The sequence below is a fragment of the Psychrobacter sp. KCTC 72983 genome, from assembly GCF_014280455.1.
GTDB classification, from domain to species: Bacteria; Pseudomonadota; Gammaproteobacteria; order Pseudomonadales; family Moraxellaceae; genus Psychrobacter; species Psychrobacter pacificensis.
Window position 1 is genome coordinate 2,571,840 of sequence record NZ_CP060390.1, and the last position, 18,033, is coordinate 2,589,872.

General features: G+C 43.6%; 14 protein-coding genes. 4 read left to right on the forward strand and 10 right to left on the reverse strand.

Going from position 1 to position 18,033, the window contains the following annotated elements:
* Positions 1-115: 115 nt before the first annotated feature.
* The 7 genes from PSBA01_RS11025 to PSBA01_RS11055 all read right to left on the reverse strand — a co-directional run bounded on the left by PSBA01_RS11025 (position 116) and on the right by PSBA01_RS11055 (position 8,563).
* The gene (locus PSBA01_RS11025) at positions 116-1,432 is read right to left on the reverse strand and encodes an HlyD family secretion protein (protein WP_186474357.1); all 1,317 of its coding nucleotides are present in this window, start codon (positions 1,430-1,432) and stop codon (positions 116-118) included.
* Between the two features lie 88 nt (positions 1,433-1,520).
* Entirely contained in the window at positions 1,521-3,209 is a 1,689-nt protein-coding gene (locus tag PSBA01_RS11030) for an MFS transporter (RefSeq protein WP_186474359.1), read from the reverse strand.
* 368 nt (positions 3,210-3,577) lie between these two features.
* Complete coding sequence (locus PSBA01_RS11035; RefSeq protein ID WP_186474361.1) at positions 3,578-4,207, reverse strand: glutathione S-transferase family protein; 630 nt, start codon at positions 4,205-4,207, stop codon at positions 3,578-3,580.
* A 4-nt stretch (positions 4,208-4,211) separates the two neighbouring features.
* Positions 4,212-4,889, reverse strand: a complete 678-nt coding sequence (locus PSBA01_RS11040; protein ID WP_058024517.1) for a type 1 glutamine amidotransferase domain-containing protein — start codon at positions 4,887-4,889, stop codon at positions 4,212-4,214.
* Between the two features lie 251 nt (positions 4,890-5,140).
* Positions 5,141-6,190, reverse strand: a complete 1,050-nt coding sequence (locus tag PSBA01_RS11045; RefSeq protein ID WP_071001726.1) for an NADP-dependent oxidoreductase — start codon at positions 6,188-6,190, stop codon at positions 5,141-5,143.
* A gap of 274 nt (positions 6,191-6,464) precedes the next feature.
* Positions 6,465-7,676: an iron-containing alcohol dehydrogenase gene (locus PSBA01_RS11050; protein WP_186474363.1), complete on the reverse strand. Its 1,212-nt coding sequence runs from the start codon at positions 7,674-7,676 to the stop codon at positions 6,465-6,467.
* A 281-nt stretch (positions 7,677-7,957) separates the two neighbouring features.
* Positions 7,958-8,563: a TetR/AcrR family transcriptional regulator gene (locus tag PSBA01_RS11055; RefSeq protein ID WP_071001724.1), complete on the reverse strand. Its 606-nt coding sequence runs from the start codon at positions 8,561-8,563 to the stop codon at positions 7,958-7,960.
* 348 nt (positions 8,564-8,911) lie between these two features.
* Here PSBA01_RS11055 and PSBA01_RS11060 point away from each other — a divergent pair, with 348 nt between their 5' ends.
* Positions 8,912-10,396: an aldehyde dehydrogenase family protein gene (locus PSBA01_RS11060; protein ID WP_186474365.1), complete on the forward strand. Its 1,485-nt coding sequence runs from the start codon at positions 8,912-8,914 to the stop codon at positions 10,394-10,396.
* Positions 10,397-10,514: 118 nt separating this feature from the next.
* Here PSBA01_RS11060 and PSBA01_RS11065 read toward each other — a convergent pair whose 3' ends face one another.
* On the reverse strand, positions 10,515-10,760 hold the full coding sequence (locus PSBA01_RS11065; protein ID WP_186474367.1) for a hypothetical protein: 246 nt from the start codon (positions 10,758-10,760) through the stop codon (positions 10,515-10,517).
* A gap of 505 nt (positions 10,761-11,265) precedes the next feature.
* Here PSBA01_RS11065 and PSBA01_RS11070 point away from each other — a divergent pair.
* Entirely contained in the window at positions 11,266-12,633 is a 1,368-nt protein-coding gene (locus PSBA01_RS11070) for a DASH family cryptochrome (RefSeq protein ID WP_186474369.1), read from the forward strand.
* 207 nt (positions 12,634-12,840) lie between these two features.
* Here the strand turns inward: PSBA01_RS11070 and PSBA01_RS11075 are convergent, their stop codons facing one another.
* Positions 12,841-13,587, reverse strand: coding sequence for a hypothetical protein (locus PSBA01_RS11075; protein WP_071001720.1), 747 nt, complete (start codon positions 13,585-13,587; stop codon positions 12,841-12,843).
* Positions 13,588-13,675: 88 nt separating this feature from the next.
* Positions 13,676-14,422, reverse strand: coding sequence for a hypothetical protein (locus PSBA01_RS11080; RefSeq protein ID WP_186474371.1), 747 nt, complete (start codon positions 14,420-14,422; stop codon positions 13,676-13,678).
* A 495-nt stretch (positions 14,423-14,917) separates the two neighbouring features.
* Between PSBA01_RS11080 and PSBA01_RS11085 the strand changes: the two genes are divergently transcribed.
* Both PSBA01_RS11085 and PSBA01_RS11090 read left to right on the forward strand, forming a co-directional pair.
* Entirely contained in the window at positions 14,918-16,042 is a 1,125-nt protein-coding gene (locus PSBA01_RS11085; protein ID WP_093070033.1) for an MFS transporter, read from the forward strand.
* Positions 16,043-16,349: 307 nt separating this feature from the next.
* Positions 16,350-18,020, forward strand: coding sequence for a fatty acid--CoA ligase (locus PSBA01_RS11090; protein ID WP_071001717.1), 1,671 nt, complete (start codon positions 16,350-16,352; stop codon positions 18,018-18,020).
* Positions 18,021-18,033 lie beyond the last annotated feature (13 nt).

Genomic DNA, 18,033 nt, shown 5'->3' on the forward strand with positions numbered 1-18,033 from the left:
GTTTGGCTGATTTTGAAATCCTAGCTCATTTAAAAATATAAAAAAGCCACTCTATATCCAGTTTCTCGGGTATTTAGAGTGGCTTTTTTATATCAGTTATTTGCTTTATTTGGCATTATTTGGCATTGGTATCGACATCCACAGAGACGGACATGCCAGGACGCAAGCGTGCAAGCTCAGGTTGGTTCGGATCCAAGTCGATACGTACTGGGATGCGCTGCGCAATTTTTATATAGTTACCTGTCGCAGGATTGGCGGCACCTGCACTAAACTCACTGCCAGTGGCTGGTGAGATGTTGCTCACATGCCCCGTAAATTTGGCACCGCCAAGCGCATCTACATGAATAGTAGCTGGTTCGCCGATTGCCATACTAGCTATTTGGGTTTCCTTAAAGTTTGCGATAATCCAAATGCCTTTTGGCACGATATACATGAGCTGGGTGCCCGCGCTAACGTACTGGCCTTCTTTGACACTGACTTGGCTCAGCTGACCGGACTCAGGTGCTGTGATGATCGTATTATCGAGATTAATTTGTGCTTGCTTCACACCTGCCTCAGCACTTTTGATATTTGCGTCCAGCGAGGGTTGGGTACCACTGGTTTTGGCGCGGTTTTGTTGCGCGGCTTGTAAATTGGCTTCAGCCTGTTGCACACTTGCCTGTGCTTGAGCCAGCTTTGCTTTGATATGAGCCACTTCTGCTTTTGATACCGCACCGATAGCATCTAAGCCCTGATAGCGATTGACGTCTTCACGAGCGCTCTCGACATTGATCTTGGCACTATATAAGTCTGCTTTGCGTGCTTCGATTTGTGCTTGGCTAGATTGCGTGTCTTGAACATTGGTAGAGCGACTGGTGATCGCCACTTCAGTATTGGCCTCGGCTTGTTCAAGTTGCTGTTGAAACGTTCGATCATCTATTTTTATCAGTAGATCGCCCGCTTTTACATCAGCAAAATCCTGCACCGCCACTTCGGTGACATAGCCGGAAACTTGCGGACTAATAATAGTGGTTTGACCTTTGACAAAGGCGTTATTGGTTTGTTGCACAGTAGGCGTAAATGGTGGCAGCTTCCAAGCATATAAAATCAAGGCCACACCAATGACAATCAGCGCAATCAATAATCCCAAATTTAGATAGGATTTTTTCTTGGGAGACCAGCCAGCCGTATTTGATATCGGCTCTTTTGGCGGCATAGGCGTTTCATTATCATCGTCTTGATTTTCTATAGAGCCTTCTACAGAGTTATCCTCACGCACGCTATCAGGCGTATCAGTAGCTGCTTGTATCTCGGATGTATCCGTTTTCTTTTGCGTAGCGCTTGTAGCGGTCTCTACTGGAGCCGTAGCAGACTCTGTACGTGTGTCTGTTGCTGGAGCATCAGTTGACGTCTGAGGTATTTTATTAAACTCATTTGGTTTTTCTTGGCTCATGACATGCTCCTAAATGTTAATAAGCAGATATCTGATTGGTTTGACTATAAATAAATATGATAAAAAATCACTAAGATAATAAGTTGAATTATTTTGTTTCGCGCATCTTGGCGATGACGGCGAGCTCTTTGGCCAGTGGATTGCGCTTATGGTAGCGGTTATAAAGATAATTGAGCAGCAAAATAATCGTAACGGCAGTAGCAAGACAGGCCATCAGAAAAAACAGGTCGCTGTATGCTGAAACTGTTGCTTGGCGCTGAATACCTTGCAGTACTTGGCTCATTGCACCGATATTTGCTTGGGCCGCGTCAGTGGTCTGATTCGACAGCATGTTACGAGTGCCTGCCACCTGAGCGCTAAATGCAGGATCGCCCAAATTCAATGAGCTGACCATATCTGCATAATGCATTTGTGTACGAATGGTCGTAAATGCCTGAATGGCTGCCGCACCTGCCAGTCCGCCAACTGTTTGGGAGATGCCAAAAATCACTGAAAAACTAATAATATACGCAGGGCCACTGCCAATAGCCCGCAAAAACCCTTCAAAAACCAAAGGCCCCATAAAATACACCGCGGCAAAGGCAATCAAAAACTGGCTGAGATAAAACATATAGGGTGCTGAATTAGTTGACACACCAACATCCATCCAAGAACCTAAGGCAATCAATGCCACGGCAAAAATAACAGGTCGGCGCAAATCCATCGCATTGGTACTAAAAATACTAATAATCAAAGCCAGTGCACTGGCGGCTATAATAACAACATAAAAAGTAACCAGCTGATCGTTACCGTAGCCGAGGTTAGCGAGCAATCCTGCCGCTCCGACGTTTTGCTCAGATAGCAAAATCCGCATGACAGCGCCCGTCACCATGAATGCAATAATATTGCGGCTACGCATCCAGCGCACTTGTAGCATCGGATTTTTGCGATGCGTCTCAATCCATAACGCGATGCTAATCCCGACGATAGCAATTATCAGTGGATAGACGAGCCAAGGTGTTGTCCACCATAAAATTCGACCTTGTACCAAAACGACAGCCAATGCAGCCAGACCACTAGCAAAAAAACCAAAGCTTACAAAATCCAATTTCTCAAATACTTTTTCTGTATTCCCTGGTGGTAGCTCTAATATATTAATCAGCCCAAAACAAATCAGCGCCAGACCAAATTGAAATAAAAATAAGTTTTCAAGCTGACCGTCGATGGCGAGGTAGGGCGAGATGACACGTGATAATGGAATACCAAACTGTACCAGACCAAAACCCAATATGAGACCACTAGTACGTTTGACGGTTGGCATACCCTGAAGACAATAAAACAAGCCCAATATGGTCATACCACTTGCCACCATACCACTAAGTCCCCTAGCGACAATCTCTAAATAATAGGGCTCAATGCTAATATTAGGTGTGTCTAACAAGTGACTGCTGATCAGCCACTGTAGACTAGTGGCGGCTAACAAAAATGACAGGGTGATTTTGCTAAAAAGCGACATGCCAAATTGCTGACGAATTTTGTACAGCAGAACGGTGATACAGGCATTGGTCATATTATAACTGACCGATATCCAACCACCTTCAGCTGGCGTTAAGCCTAGCTGACCCTGAATTTGCGTCAGGTTGGCGACAAGTAGACCATTTTGGAAGCTGGCTGTAAGACCCACAAAAATCCCAATGAGCAAATAAAATACTTTACGGCGTGCCGGATGGTCAGGATTGGCTGGAGAGCCCACCATTATTGGCTGTTCGTGGGGCTTAAACTGGTATTCTTTACTCATGGGCGTACCACAATCTGTATAAGGAAGTAGAGTGATATAGGACAGATGCCAGGCGGGGAGTCAGGTCAGTGCAGTTAGCATTTATAGCGTGAAACGCCAGTCAACTCACTGATGGTATCTGAAAGATAACCCAGAAAATTCAGAAAGGATTTTATCATAAATTTTATCGTGCTTTTGTCATCGACACGTAATTGATGGATGGTGCTGAGCAATTTATTTGCTCTACAGCTTAATTTTCTTATGTAACATTGATGACTATAATTCGATGGTTATTCATGCAATCGTAAAATAAAGCACGCATAAAAAACAGCTCTATACAGAGCTGTTTGTGTGTATCGGAAAATTGGTCTGTCAATTATGATGCAATGCTAAACAGATTGATCGTACTTAGCCTCTAGCTGCATAGCGCGCTGATAGCTATCAAGACGAGCCAGCTGTTCGGCATACTGTCTGATATTTGGATACGCGTCAAGCTTTTGGCGCTTAGCAAGAATGATTAAGTCAAATGACAGCATAAAATCAGCACCACTTAGTTTATCACCCACAATGAACGACTTACCTTCAACCGAAGCATCCAGATATTCAAACAATCTGGTTTTTTCTCTATCGATATAGCCATTCAAAAACTCATTGTCATCAATGCCTGCTTTTTTGGTAAATAGTTCAAGCATTAATGGCAACATCAGCGAGCTTTCTGCAAAGTCAATCCACTGTAGATAATACCCATAGTCCGAGCTGTCTGTCGCAGGACGTAGACGCTCGGGCGCAAATCGCTCAATCAGTAACTCAGTAATGGCCCCTGATTCAGCATAAATTTGGCCGTCCATCTCGATAACTGGAGATTTACCGAGTGGATGCACCGCTTTTAAAGAATCCGGTGCCAAATGAGTCTTGGCATCGCGCTGATGACTGACCACTTCATAAGGCACGCCTAGCTCTTCTAAGAGCCAAAGCGTACGCAACGAACGTGACTGATTAAGGTGATGTAAGCGAATCATGATATTAACCTTTGAGCTTGTTGATCAAACGCTTAGCCGCTTCTTCTGATGAGGCTGGGTTTTGACCTGTGATCAATAAACCATCTTCGACCACAAACTCTTCCCAATCAGCGGCTTTTTCATAGTTACCACCGTTGGCTTTCAAGACATCTTCTACTAAGAAAGGCACCACGTCTGTTAGGCCAGCCGCTTCTTCTTCTGAGTTGGTAAAGCCAGTAACGGTTTTACCTTTTACTAAGTACTCGCCATCAACTTTAACGCTTTTAAGCGCGCCAGGTGCATGACAAACAAAGGCAACAGGCTTGTCTTGCTTGACGAAATTCTCGATCAATTCGATAGAGTTCTTATCTACTGCCAAGTCCCACAATGGACCATGACCACCTGGATAAAAGACTGAATCAAAATCTTCTACTTCCATGTCAGCAAGTTTCTTGGTATTGGCCAAGTGCTCTTGCGCCTCTTTGTCGTCTTTAAAACGCTTGGTATCTTTGGTTTGTGTATCTTCAGTATCGCTACTAGGATCTAGTGGTGGCTGACCACCTGCAGGAGACGCTAGAGTGACATTAGCACCCGCATCGAGAAACGCATAGTAAGGAGCTGCAAATTCTTCTAGCCAAAATCCTGTCTTTTTACCAGTATCGCCTAGACGGTCGTGTGAGGTTAGTACCATTAAAATATTCATAATTATCCTTATTTATTGTTTATATGTGAGTAAAGCAAATTATTAACAGCCACATTTTTATTGATAGAGGATTCATTCAAATGGCAAGCCAGATGACCAAAACGTTATCAGTATAAGTGGTGACCGCTAATATTATTCCTGCTTCAGACGTAACTTTCAGTAGTGATCTTAGCAAGTTATGTTGTTAAGTTGTTATTAACAATAGTTATTACCTATCGTCAATTATTTAACAGTCAATTATTTAACATAAGTTACTGAACGTCAGAGACCTTAACCACTGTTTTACCAAAGTTATCACCGTTTAACATACCGACAAAGGCTTCTGGTGCATTGTCTAAACCATCAGCGATGTATTCTTTGGTTTTGACGTCGCCTGACTCTACCCATTTGCTCATGGTTTCTAAGAACTCTGGGAAGTGGTCGCCATACTCTTCAAAGATAATGAAGCCTCTGACCGTGAGACGCTGACGGAGAATGAGTCCCATCAATTGACCTAGGCGGTCTTTGCCATCAGGTAGATCGGTTGCATTGTATTGTGAGACCAGACCGCATACGGGAATACGAGCATGATCATTTAATAATGGCATGACAGCGTCAAACACGTGCCCACCGACGTTTTCATAATAGATATCGATACCATCTGGGCAGGCCGCTTTTAATTGCTCAGCAAAGTCATCGGCTCTGTGGTCGATACAGACATCAAAGCCAAGCTCGTTGACCGCGAAATCGCATTTCTCTTTACCGCCTGCTACACCAACAGTGCGAAGACCATATTGATTACCCACTTGACCGACCGTAGCACCGACAGGTCCAGTGGCTGCAGCGACAACTAACGTTTCGCCTTTCTGTGGTTTGCCGATATCAGTCAGACCCATGTAACCAGTGAAGCCGGGCATACCTAACACACCTAAACCATAAGAAGGGTTTGCCATGTTTTTGTCCAGTTTCAGGACGCCTTCGCCATCACTGACACTGTAGTCCTGCCAGCCGGAATTTGATACGACCAAATCACCGACAGCAAATTTATCGATATTAGACTCAACCACTTGCGCGACTGTGCCACCCATGATGACGTCACCGACTGCTAATGGGTCTGCATAGCTTTTTGCATCGCTCATACGTCCACGCATATATGGGTCTAATGACAGATATACCGTGCGTAATAACATCTCGTTATCGTTTGGCGTTGGGATGTCGCTGGTTGTCAGATCAAAGTTATCAGCGGTTGGCTCGCCGTTCGGGCGGCTGGCAAGTTTGATTTGACGGTTGGTTTGTTGATTCTGCTCTTTATCGAAGCTCATAGTAGGACTCATTTATATTTATTCATTGTCATTATTATAGAGGTATTAGATGTAGTGACTACTCAGTATTGAATTGAATATACTCGAACCACTATTAAAGTGTTACAGCGTTAGACTCGTTTAGCCTACTACTGTAGTACTAGCACTCGTCTGCCTTGTACCACTTTTAATATTGATTGACTATAACTACTATAAATAGCATAACGTTATGTAGTTATTGTTACTGTCGCGATTTTTCTTATAATTCTTCTGACAGTTCTTGCTATATCGCTTATTAAGACGCTTTGCTAGTCACAGCACGCTGTAAGATACGACGTGAGACGTCTAAATCGTTTTTGCCGTGCTCACCAAGTTTGACCATGTTATGTGCATCAAGTTGCTTGATAATTGGATCAATCGCTGACTCAGTCAAATCGACGTCTTCTAAGCTCACCGGCAAGCCAAGTTCGCGGAAGAAGTTTTCAGTATAGACAATAGCCGTTTCGATGATTGAATCGTCGTCTTGGTCAGTATCAGTGATGTTCCATACGTTACGTGCGTACTGGAGTAGTTTTTCTTTTTTGCTTTCTTTTAGCTCACGCATGACCGATGGCAAGACGATGGTCAAGGTACGTGCATGATCGATAGCGTGCAAAGACGTAAGCTCATGACCGATCATATGGGTTGTCCAGTCTTGTGGCACACCAGTACCGATCAGGCCGTTCAATGCCATGGTTGCTGTCCACATAATGTTCTTACGTGTTTCTAGGTTCTCTGGATCTTGCTTAACGACTAGACCTTCATCGATAAGGATTTTGAGCAAGCTTTCAGCAAAAGCGTCTTGAACCTTGGCATTGACTGGATAAGTTAAATACTGTTCCATCACATGGACAAAGGCATCAGCAACGCCGTTCATAACCTGACGTTCAGGTAATGTAAGGGTTTTTACTGGATCTAGGATTGAGAATTTAGGGAAGGCCAGTGGGTTACCAAATGGTAGTTTTGCTTGACGTTCGCTATAGTTAATCACGCCGCCTGAGTTCATCTCAGAACCCGTTGCTGGGATGGTCAATACCGCACCTAGGTCAATAGCAGAATCGATGTTTTTGCAATAACCTGTTAGCGCGTCCCAAGCTTGATCACGTGAGACCGTACCATCTTCTTCAGTTAATGAAGATACGAGTGCCACAAATTTACTGCCATCAATCACAGAACCACCGCCCACTGCTAATAAGAAGTCGATGTTTTGCTCATTCACCATATCGGCTGCTTTTAATAGTGTGGTGAATTCTGGATTGGCTTCGATACCACCAAATTCAAACACAGTACGATTACCGCTTGCCGCTAATGCAGTTTTTACTTCATCCAAAGTACCGGTACGCTGTGCTGAACCACCACCGTAAGTAATAAGAACGCGAGCGTCAGTAGGCACTAGGTCTGATAGTTGTTCGATTTGACCTTCACCAAAAACGATGCGGACTGGGTTGTAGTATTGAAAGTTATTCATAAAATTCCTAATGTTGATAAAAATGGTTCCGTCAAATATGTTGATGTTAAATAATGAGTGGTAAGCAATGCTTATTTTATATTTGCTCTAAATGCTTGATACGCATTGTACACCAATTAGACCAGTCGTCTAGTGATTGTTTATAAATGATTACAAAACTCTCATACAACGTTTTTATCAAGCATTGGGTTTTAAATAACAATATGATGTGTGGACGCAAACATAAGCCCCCAATTTAGGGGGCTCTAATACCGAAAACGTTACTGTTTATTATCTTATTATCAACGTCCCATTTGAGTCGTCGTCATTTGCCAAATTTCCGCTAGGGGCGTATTCGTTTGGCTGATCTTAGCCATTAGGCTGGCACCAAGCCACGCGAAATACCAACGTTTGGCCATACTCTCAGCTGATATATTATCGTGGCGAGGTACAGACCCATCTATCCAGCCTGCCTTGATCTGCTCGGCGAGCCACATGGTCGTTTGTTGATAGCCGGTATCAAGTGCTTTACGCATGGTTTCTGATATATCAGCCACTTCTGCGCTTAGCTTCACTACTAAGCATTTGTCGTGATCACAGCCGTTCTGCTGGGTGTCGTACCAGTTTTGGAAGTAATCATATAGCTTTTGCTGGGCGCTCACATTTTGTGCATCGATGATATCAAGACGAGCTTTATATAAGCTGAAGTAATGATTGATGATGGCCTCACCAAAGGCTTCTTTTGAGGCAAAATAATGATAAAAAGAGCCTTTAGGCACGCCAGCTGTGTCTAATATTTGTTTGAGGCCGACAGCGGTAAAGCCTTTTTTGGCTATTAATTGGTAACCAGTGGCAAGCAAATGAGCTTTGGTATCGGGTGTGGTGCCAGTGTCTATGATATTAGACATAAATAGAATTTTCTCCCTTGATAATCGTAGTAATAGGGTCGTCAGGTTTCATTTGAGCGTCATGTCGATGGCATATTCTAATGCTATATATTTATATGTGTTACGTTTTATCGACAATATTGGCTGAAAAAACAGTCCTGTTTTACTAATATCTATGGTAGCATTAGACCAGTCGTCTATCAAGGTAGGTTTTGTTCTTATCAGTTATCATAAATGTTCGATTTTAATTTATGTCAATTTGTGATTTAACCATAACTGTGAGTATCTTACCTATAAGACAGCTTCAACTATTTTATTCAAAGTACTGAAAATAAATTTTTATATAACAAAGCAAAAATAAGGATGATTATGTCAAGCAATGATAATAACAGTAATGCCTATAGCGATTTTCATTTGCAATTCATTGGCGGTGAATGGCAAAAAGGTAAAGATGATAGCATTAATACTGATACCAATCCCTACAATGGCGATACGATTGTAGAAATTCAGCAAGCGACTAAAGACCAGCTTGATGAAGCATACGATGCTGCCGACCAAGCGCAAGCCAAATGGGCAAAAACGACGCCAGCTGAGCGTGCAGCTGTTATGTATAAGGTAGTCAGTATCCTAGATCAGCGCCAAGATGAAATCGTTGACTGGTTGATCAAAGAGTCGGGCAGTACGCGCATTAAAGCCATGGTTGAATTTAGCTCGGCACGTGCCATCACGCTTGAAGCAGCGTCTTTTCCTAACCGCGTACACGGTGAGATTCGCCCCTCTAACACTCCTGGCAAAGAAAACTTCATTTACCGTGAGCCCATCGGAGTGGTAGCAGTCATTAGCCCATGGAACTTTCCGCTGCATTTAACCCAGCGTTCTATCGCACCAGCATTAGCCCTTGGTAATGCGGTTGTATTAAAGCCAGCAAGCGACACACCAGTGACAGGTGGCTTACTACTAGCAAAAGTGTTTGAAGAAGCGGGTCTGCCAAAAGGTCTATTAAACGTCGTGGTCGGCTCCGGTAGTGAGATAGGCGATGCCATCGTCGAGCACAAAGCGCCAAGCTTAGTATCATTCACAGGTTCAACCTCAGTAGGCCAGCACATCGGTGAGCTTGCGAACGGCGGTGAGTATATCAAACAAGTCGCGCTTGAGCTTGGTGGTAACAGCCCGTTTGTTGTACTAAAAGATGCTGACATTGAGCAAGCAGTCAAAGCTGCTGCTTTTGGTAAATTCTTGCATCAAGGCCAAATCTGTATCGCGATCAATAGGGTCATTGTGGAAGACGAGATATATGATGACTTCGTAGAGCGTTTCTTGGCGCACGTCAAAACATTGAATGTCGGTGATCCTAATAAGCAAGATACGGCTATTGGCCCTATCATCAACGAAAAACAACTCAAATCGCTCAAAGAGAAGATCGCCAAAGCGCAGGACGAAGGCGCGAAAATGATACTCAGTGGTGAGATTGAAGGCCAAGTCGTACCGCCGCATATCTTTACTGAAGTCACTCGCGAGATGGATCTATCCTGTAATGAAGTGTTTGGCCCATTGGTTGGTATTATCCGTGCTAAAGACGAAGACGATGCATTATCGATCGCCAATGACTCTATGTATGGCCTATCTAGTGCGGTATTCACATCTGATATGCAAAAAGGTCTACGTTTCGCTCGTGGTATCAGAGCAGGTATGACACATATCAATGACATCTCAGTCAACGACGAAAGCAACACGCCGTTCGGTGGTGAGAAGAACTCAGGTATCGGTCGCTTCAACGGCGAATGGGTACTAGAAGAGTTCACCAGAACGCATTGGATTTCAATGCAAAACGAGCCACGTCAGTATCCGTTCTAATAGCATTGCACTACGATAAATAATAAAAAAAGACCGCTTCGATAGCGGTCTTTTTTTGTGATGTTCGATGGTTGTGCTTGAACCTACTTATATGATAATTAGCCTATAGTCTAGTCATCTATCTAGCATGAAAGCCCAATAACCCTTCAATCTCTTCGATAGTCATACGTCTGACCAGTGATTGCTCTTCTACTGACAAGCGATTGGTATGTTCTTTTATCATGGTATGGATGCTCCGAGATATCTCAGAGGTGGTGGCATAATACATTTGTGGCTGCTCTTTCGTCAGTCTCATCAAGAATCGATTGATAAGTTTACGTTTTTCATCCAATTTGTTCTCTTCAGCGATATTTTTTTCAGTCATGGTATTCTCCTAGAGGTAAGCCATTTAAGCAGTCCGGAGCATGAGAGTCAATGGCGATAAGTAGATTTTAGCTTGGATAATTACTACCTTGCTAGTAGGTTATTAATGCCATGAGTCAATACCAAACTTGTCGTAAGCAAGATATGCTATTTTAAGATAATAAAGCCCAATAAAAAAAGAGCATTGAGATTAGGGCGTGTTGAACATTCGCAAATAGGCACTGCTGATCGCTAAAATGGTTCCAGACAAGGCACAAAGCGACGATAATGCAGATGCCTTAGCGATATTTGTAACGCAGTATGGGGCAATTTTAGCATCAGCCCCAACGATAAAAGCAGGGGACAGGACTCTTTTTTGCCGCTTCATCGTTAAAAATAAGCGCTTAGAATGACTAAACTTATTATTTTTAACATCGAATCGCCTAAAAAATAGTCGCTGTCAGTGCCATGGTCGAATGTTCAACACGCCCTAATTAAAAGCTATCGAACAATAAGAGGTTTATGCCATGTCCCATCAGCTATCTGGTAAAAATGTATTGGTTCTCTTTCATAATGATCTGCGAGTGATGGACAATGCCACGTTATCGAAAGCCGCCAAGCTCTCGCGTGATGGGCGATTATTACTGGTTTATGCCTCATCCTTGATGGATATATTGGACAATCAAAACTCTCAGGCTGCTTATCATTATGACACGATGGGCGTCGCCCGCCAGCAATTTTTGCAAGAGAGTTTGGCGGACTTAAATACATCATTAGAGCTGCTTGGCAACAAGTTGCTACATCTACACAAAACCCCAACGTCACCGAATAGCTTCATGCAGTTGAATGAACTCATTGAGGCGCAGCAGGTGACAGATATCTGTGTGAGTCAAACGGCTGATTATTATCAGAACCAAATATATGTACGACTACAGAATAAACATCCGCAGATATGTTGGCATATTGAGACAACGGCTACTTTGTTTGATGAGTTACCGCTAAATGATTTGCCCAAAAGCTTTACGCAGTTCCGCAAAAAAATTGAAGCAGATTATGATTTATTGCATGCAGCACAAGACATCACTATTTGCGCGACGCCAGAGCGATTGGCCCCAATACCTGAGAGTCTGGTGGATAGGTGCGAGTACTTCTTTAAAGTAGGCGAAGATAATGCGCAGGCAATCTCCCAACAAAAACAGCAAGCGCCTAATTTCAAAGGTGGTGAGTCGAACGGGCTAAATCACTTAAAGAATTATTTTAATTCCGACGCGCCAAGTACTTATAAAATCACACGAAACGCGCTTGATGAATGGACGCATTCCACAAAATTTTCTGCTTGGCTGGCTAACGGCTCGTTGTCTATCAACACCGTATTGAATCGACTGCGCCATTATGAGCGTGATGTCATCGCAAATGACTCCACTTATTGGATATGGTTTGAGCTGCTTTGGCGTGAATATTTTTATTGGTACGCTGTCACCCATCAGCAAAAATTATTCTGGTTTAAAGGTATTGGTCAGCACACGCCATCAACCCAACTGGATCAGAAAAAATTAGAACAATGGAGAAATGGTGATACAGCATATCCTATTGTCAACGCCTGTATGAACCAATTGAAGGCAACAGGATATATGTCAAACCGTGGACGACAGTTAGTCGCCAGTTGCTTTGTCCATGAGTTGGGTCTTGATTGGCGTTATGGGGCGACTTACTTTGAGCAGCATCTTATCGATTATGACGTCGCCAGTAACTGGGGGAATTGGCAATATCTAGCAGGTGTGGGGGCGGATCCAAGAGGATGTCGGCAGTTCAATCTTGATAAACAAACCCAGCAATATGATCCAAACGGTGAGTTTATCCATCAGTGGCAAGGGGTATTAAAACAAGACAGCTAATCATAAGCGACCACTATCTTGGTTGTCTCTTTAGTCGTGGCAGCGCTTCAATGACACATCATGCTCTTTTGCATTAAACATAGCGATACTAGAGTATACAGATAGCGACCGCCAGACTACTCTCATGCGACTTAATAAGCATGCGGTAAAAAGGGGCTATCTCTTAGTCCCTTTTTTATCATTACGCGATATCAATATAAGAAGAGATTAGGCTTTGATAAGTTTGGGTCGAGCTTTATCAATGGCTTTTATCAGTGCCTTCTCAAACTCACCGTCTTTGAACCTAACAAGATAAGAGTGTGCGGCACAAAAATTTCGAACATCGCGCCACTCATGTGCTAGGTTGGTTGCCCAGTCGCAATATTGTGCGCCTGCATTTGGCTTGTCTTTGAGTGCTTTTTTGGTGGTAGGGTGCAATATCAGCTCAGGCAATACCGCTTCTAACAGCTTGATGGGCGGACTCATAAACGTATCATCAACGTGTAAGCTTTGGCTGGCAGGATGATAGGCCAACAAGGAGCCTGCATGAATCATCTCATTAGGCGATATATAGTAAATGCCCTCTGACATTGAAAATTTAAGCTCAGGGTAGCGCTCAGCGACTGCATCACTCTCTACCAAATCGTCAGCCCAGCGCACTTCTGGTATCTTTTTATGATGGCGACTACTGCCGTAAAACGTGGCTTGAGGGAAGTCTTTTGCCATTTGCGCACAATATACAGTATGGAATGGATGAACGTTTAGCACCGCCTCGACATCTTGACCATTATTGGTGAGCGCCATGACTTCGTCTCGAACGTCACCTGTTAAGGCGTAGCTGTCCAAAAATACAAAGCGTCCTGAGGATAGCTTGACCAGTGAGCACTGGGTACCAATGTTTATCACACCGCCGATACGGAATGACCCGCGTATGTTCCAAAATCCTGCCCCTAAATCATGAATTTTATCTGACATTTATCGTTTTCCTTATGTAATAGATTGAATCAACAAGTGATTGTTTTTCTTGTCGAAATTTTTATATTTTACATTTTTCTTAGAGTCGTTATTTTGCCTCAAGCTCGCTACGCGCGTTATCAATAGCAGATAATAACGCTGCTTCAAATTGGCCTTCTTCAAATACGACTAATCCTGAATGTGCACCGCAAAAATGATGTACGCTGCGCCATTCGTGTGCAAGATCTATCGCCCAATCACAATAGGCTTTGCCAGCGTCGGGCTCATCTTTTAGTGCTTGTTTGGTGGTGGGGTGTAAACCTAGGTTTGGCTGTACGGCATCAAACAGCTTAGAAGGTGGTATCTCAAACGTATCATCGACATATATACTTTGGCTGGCAGGATGATAGACCAATAGTGAGCTTGCATGGACTGACTCATCAGGGGCGATGTAGTAGATGCCCTGAGGTAGGGAGAACTTCAGCTCAGGATAACGCTCAGCGACCGCATCGCTTTCGACCAAATCCTCTGCCCAGCTTACTTCTGGTACTTGTTTTGGGTGTCGACTACTACCGTAAAACGTGGCTTGCGGAAAGTCTTTAGCCATTTGCGCACAATGTATCGTATGAAATGGATGAACATTTAAGACGGCTTCGACATCTTGACCATCATTGGTCAATGCCATCACTTGCTGACGAACCTCGTCTTTTAAAGTATAGCTGTCCAAAAAAATAAATCGGCCTGATGATAGCTTTATAAGCGCACATTGGACGCCGATATCCATAATGCCGTTTTTTATAAATGACCCTCGAATACTCCAAAATACTGCACCTAAATCGTAAATCTCATCATTCATTGACATGACTCCTTAATCGTTTAGTTGTTCAATTATTTTGCTTATTGATAGGTAGCACCCTATGATTATTGATTTTTGAGCGCGTAAAGTCTGTAATAGAAAAGATATAAGCAATGTAGATGTGTAAAAATAAAAAGTTGTTAGGTACATGTCATCATTGAGGGTATAGATCCAATTCTTTATTCTAAATGGAGAGTCTAACCAAGCGCCAATAACACATTTAAACCTGAGTATATCGGTTGGTGTGCTAACATGCTTTTCTGGTCATTATGATAAATAGATATCCTGTATGGCTGTGCACCTCCTTCATAGTTTCACATTATATTCTTTCATTATCCAAGCCAATGACGCCTCCTTGTCATAGCATAATCAATTATAGTAAGCGCCCTTGTGAATAATTCTAAAGATAAAAATCAAAATTTTGCACCAAAGACAGTAGCCTCATCCAGTCACTCTACGTCGTGGATATTAAAGCTCACGATTGGCCTGATTGGTATGTTTGCTTTTTTACAGGTGTACTCTATCCAAGCCGTGCTGCCAGTCATGATGGTGGACTTTTCTGCGACGGAAGTGCAAGCGGGCATGATCGTTGGCGCTACTGTATTGGCCATTGCCATCATGTCACCATTTTTGGGTATGCTCTCAGATGCCGTCGGGCGCAAATCCTTTATCGTCGGTGCTTTGTTATTTTTGGCCATACCAACAGCGCTGATTGCCCAAAGCTCGAGTATTGAATGGGTCGGTATTTGGCGTTTTATGCAAGGACTTTCTGTACCCGGTATTACGGTGGTGACGATTGCTTATATCGGTGAGGAGTTTGAGGGCCGAGCAATGACTGATCTGATGTCCTTTTATGTGTCAGGAAGCGTGCTTGGCGGCTTTATGGGCCGGTTTTTGATGGGGCATTTGCATGAATTGATTGGCTGGCGTGACGGTTACTATGTGATGACAGCGATGACTTTGTTGGGGGCGATATGGGTTGGCAAGATGCTACCATCGTCTCGTCACTTTGAGGCCAATCCTAATTTTCGCTCAGCGATACAGACGTTAGGTGAGCATGTCACCAATCGTTATGTGGTGACCGCTTGTCTGCTTGGCGCTTGTGTGCTGTTCTCCCTTGTAGGCTGCTTCACTTTTATCAACTTACATTTGGCGGATAAGCCTTATGAGCTTGGTACAGGTGCGCTCGCCAATATTTTTGCCGTGTATTTGCTTGGTGTGATTATTACGCCACTATCAACGACCTTGCTGCGCCGGTTTGGCTCAGCACGTACGGTTCGGGTAGCCATCATTATCTCCATGATTGGAGTTCTGTTGACCTTGGTGACCCCACTATGGGGGGTAATCATAGGACTTGCTGTTATGTCATCTGGTGTGTTTATTACGCAGTCAGCGACCATCAGCTATATTGCTGTTAATGTCAAAAAAGGTCGATCATTGGCATCAGGCTTATATTACATGGGCTATTACACAGGCGGTACACTTGGAGCGTGGCTGGGTGGTATAGCCTATGCGCGAGGGCAGTGGTCTCTTACCGTATGGTTGTTATTGTTTGTTCAGGTATTGGCACTCTTGATAGCCAGTTTTGGGATGATTAAAACGACAAGACGCGCCACTTAACGGTATATCAGGTATTATCTATGTTTGGTTACCCGTCTTATGATACGTAATGTAAGGTCGCTTTACATGGTGATGGTTTTTTTTTACTATCAAAGAGGTATTCAATCTTATTGCGGTCAGTGAAGCTTGTTGCTTTTACTGCGCCAAAACCGATTGGTATTCAGCAGGACGCTATCAACAGTAATAATGACTCTATATTATAAAAATAGTGTGGTTATAGCGGTTCATTCTGTATTAGTATGTCTTATTGCTACTTATTTATTACTATCTATAACTTATAAGCGCGACAAACAAGGAAGTTAGGTCTATGTCAAATATGTACCATGGTGCCCCCTCTGCCTATGATTATCCATTACTGGTCAAGCAGCTCTTAAACCGTGCAAAAACAGTGTCACAAGACCAAGAGATTGTCTATGCGGACAAAAAGCGACTCACTTACAAGGACTTGTTTGAGCGTATCAATCGCTTGGCAAACGTACTTGCTGACCTGAACCTTGATGCAGGCGACATCGTTGCCGTTATGGACTGGGACAGCAATCGCTATCTTGAGTCTTATTTTGCGGTACCGATGTCAGAGTACATTCTACAAACTGTCAATATCCGTCTATCACCAGAAAAAGTCCTCTACACCATCAACCATGCCAAGCCTAAAGTGCTGATGCTAAACTCTGAGTTTGCGCCATTGGTCAAAGACTATCAATTTGAAAATTCTAGTATCGAGCACATTATTTGGCTAGACGACAATGGTTTGACCGCTGAAGGGGTTTTTGGCAGTAATCAAAGCCGCGTGACAGGCGAGTATGAAGCATTGCTAGAAGCTGCTGATAGTCATTTTGACTTTCCAGACTTTGATGAAAATACCATCGCGACGACCTTTTATACCTCAGGTACGACAGGGAATCCCAAAGGCGTTTTCTTTAGTCACCGTCAGTTGGTACTGCACAGTCTAGCGGAAGCGGCAACATTGGGTATGCTACCAAATAAGCAAGGTGTTAGCTACGGTGATGTCTATATGCCGATGACGCCGATGTTCCACGTACACGCATGGGGTTTCCCATTTACAGCAACGATGGTGGGTCTAAAGCAAGTCTATCCAGGACGTTATGCGCCTGATAGCTTGCTGGATTTGATCCTCAATGAAAAGGTGAGTATCACACATTGTGTGCCAACGATTTTGCAGATGGTGCTCAAAGAGGCGCAAGATCGCGATGCCAGCTTTAATGGGCTAAAAATGATCATTGGTGGTTCAAGATTGACCGAAGGGCTAGCAAAAACAGCAATGTCTCAAGGCATCGAAGTTTACACCGGCTACGGTATGTCAGAGACGGCACCGCTTATCAGTCTGACTGAATTTAGTCTCAATGAGCCTGAAATGACGGAAGATGAAGACATCGCCCGTCGCTGTATGACAGGTAAGCCAGTGCTTATGGTCGATGCACAAGTATGGGGTGAGGGCAACAAACCAGTAGGTAAGGGTCAAGAGAATACGGGTGAGCTGGTGCTACGGGCACCTTGGTTGACCCAAAGCTATTTCAAAAATGACGACGCTGGTAAGGAGCTGTGGGAGAGTGGCTATATGCACACTCAAGACATCGCTTACATACGTCCTGATGGTTATATTAAAATCACTGATCGCCTAAAAGATGTGATCAAATCAGGGGGCGAGTGGATCTCATCGCTTGAGATTGAGACGATTTTATCACTGCATCCATCCGTAGCGGATGTCTCAGTGATTGGCGTTCGGGATAAGCAATGGGGCGAGCGCCCGTTGGCTTTGGTGGTACTAAAACCAAATGCTCAAGAAACCAGTGCTGACGATATTAAAGCCATTGCAGAAAAAGCGGTAGAGCGCGGTATCATTCCTAAATATGGCGTGCCAAGTCAATTTAAATTCGTTGATGAACTGCCAAAAACCTCTGTTGGCAAGCATGACAAAAAAGTCATGCGTGAGATGTATGCCAATCAAACTCAAGTATAATATTATCTATCGA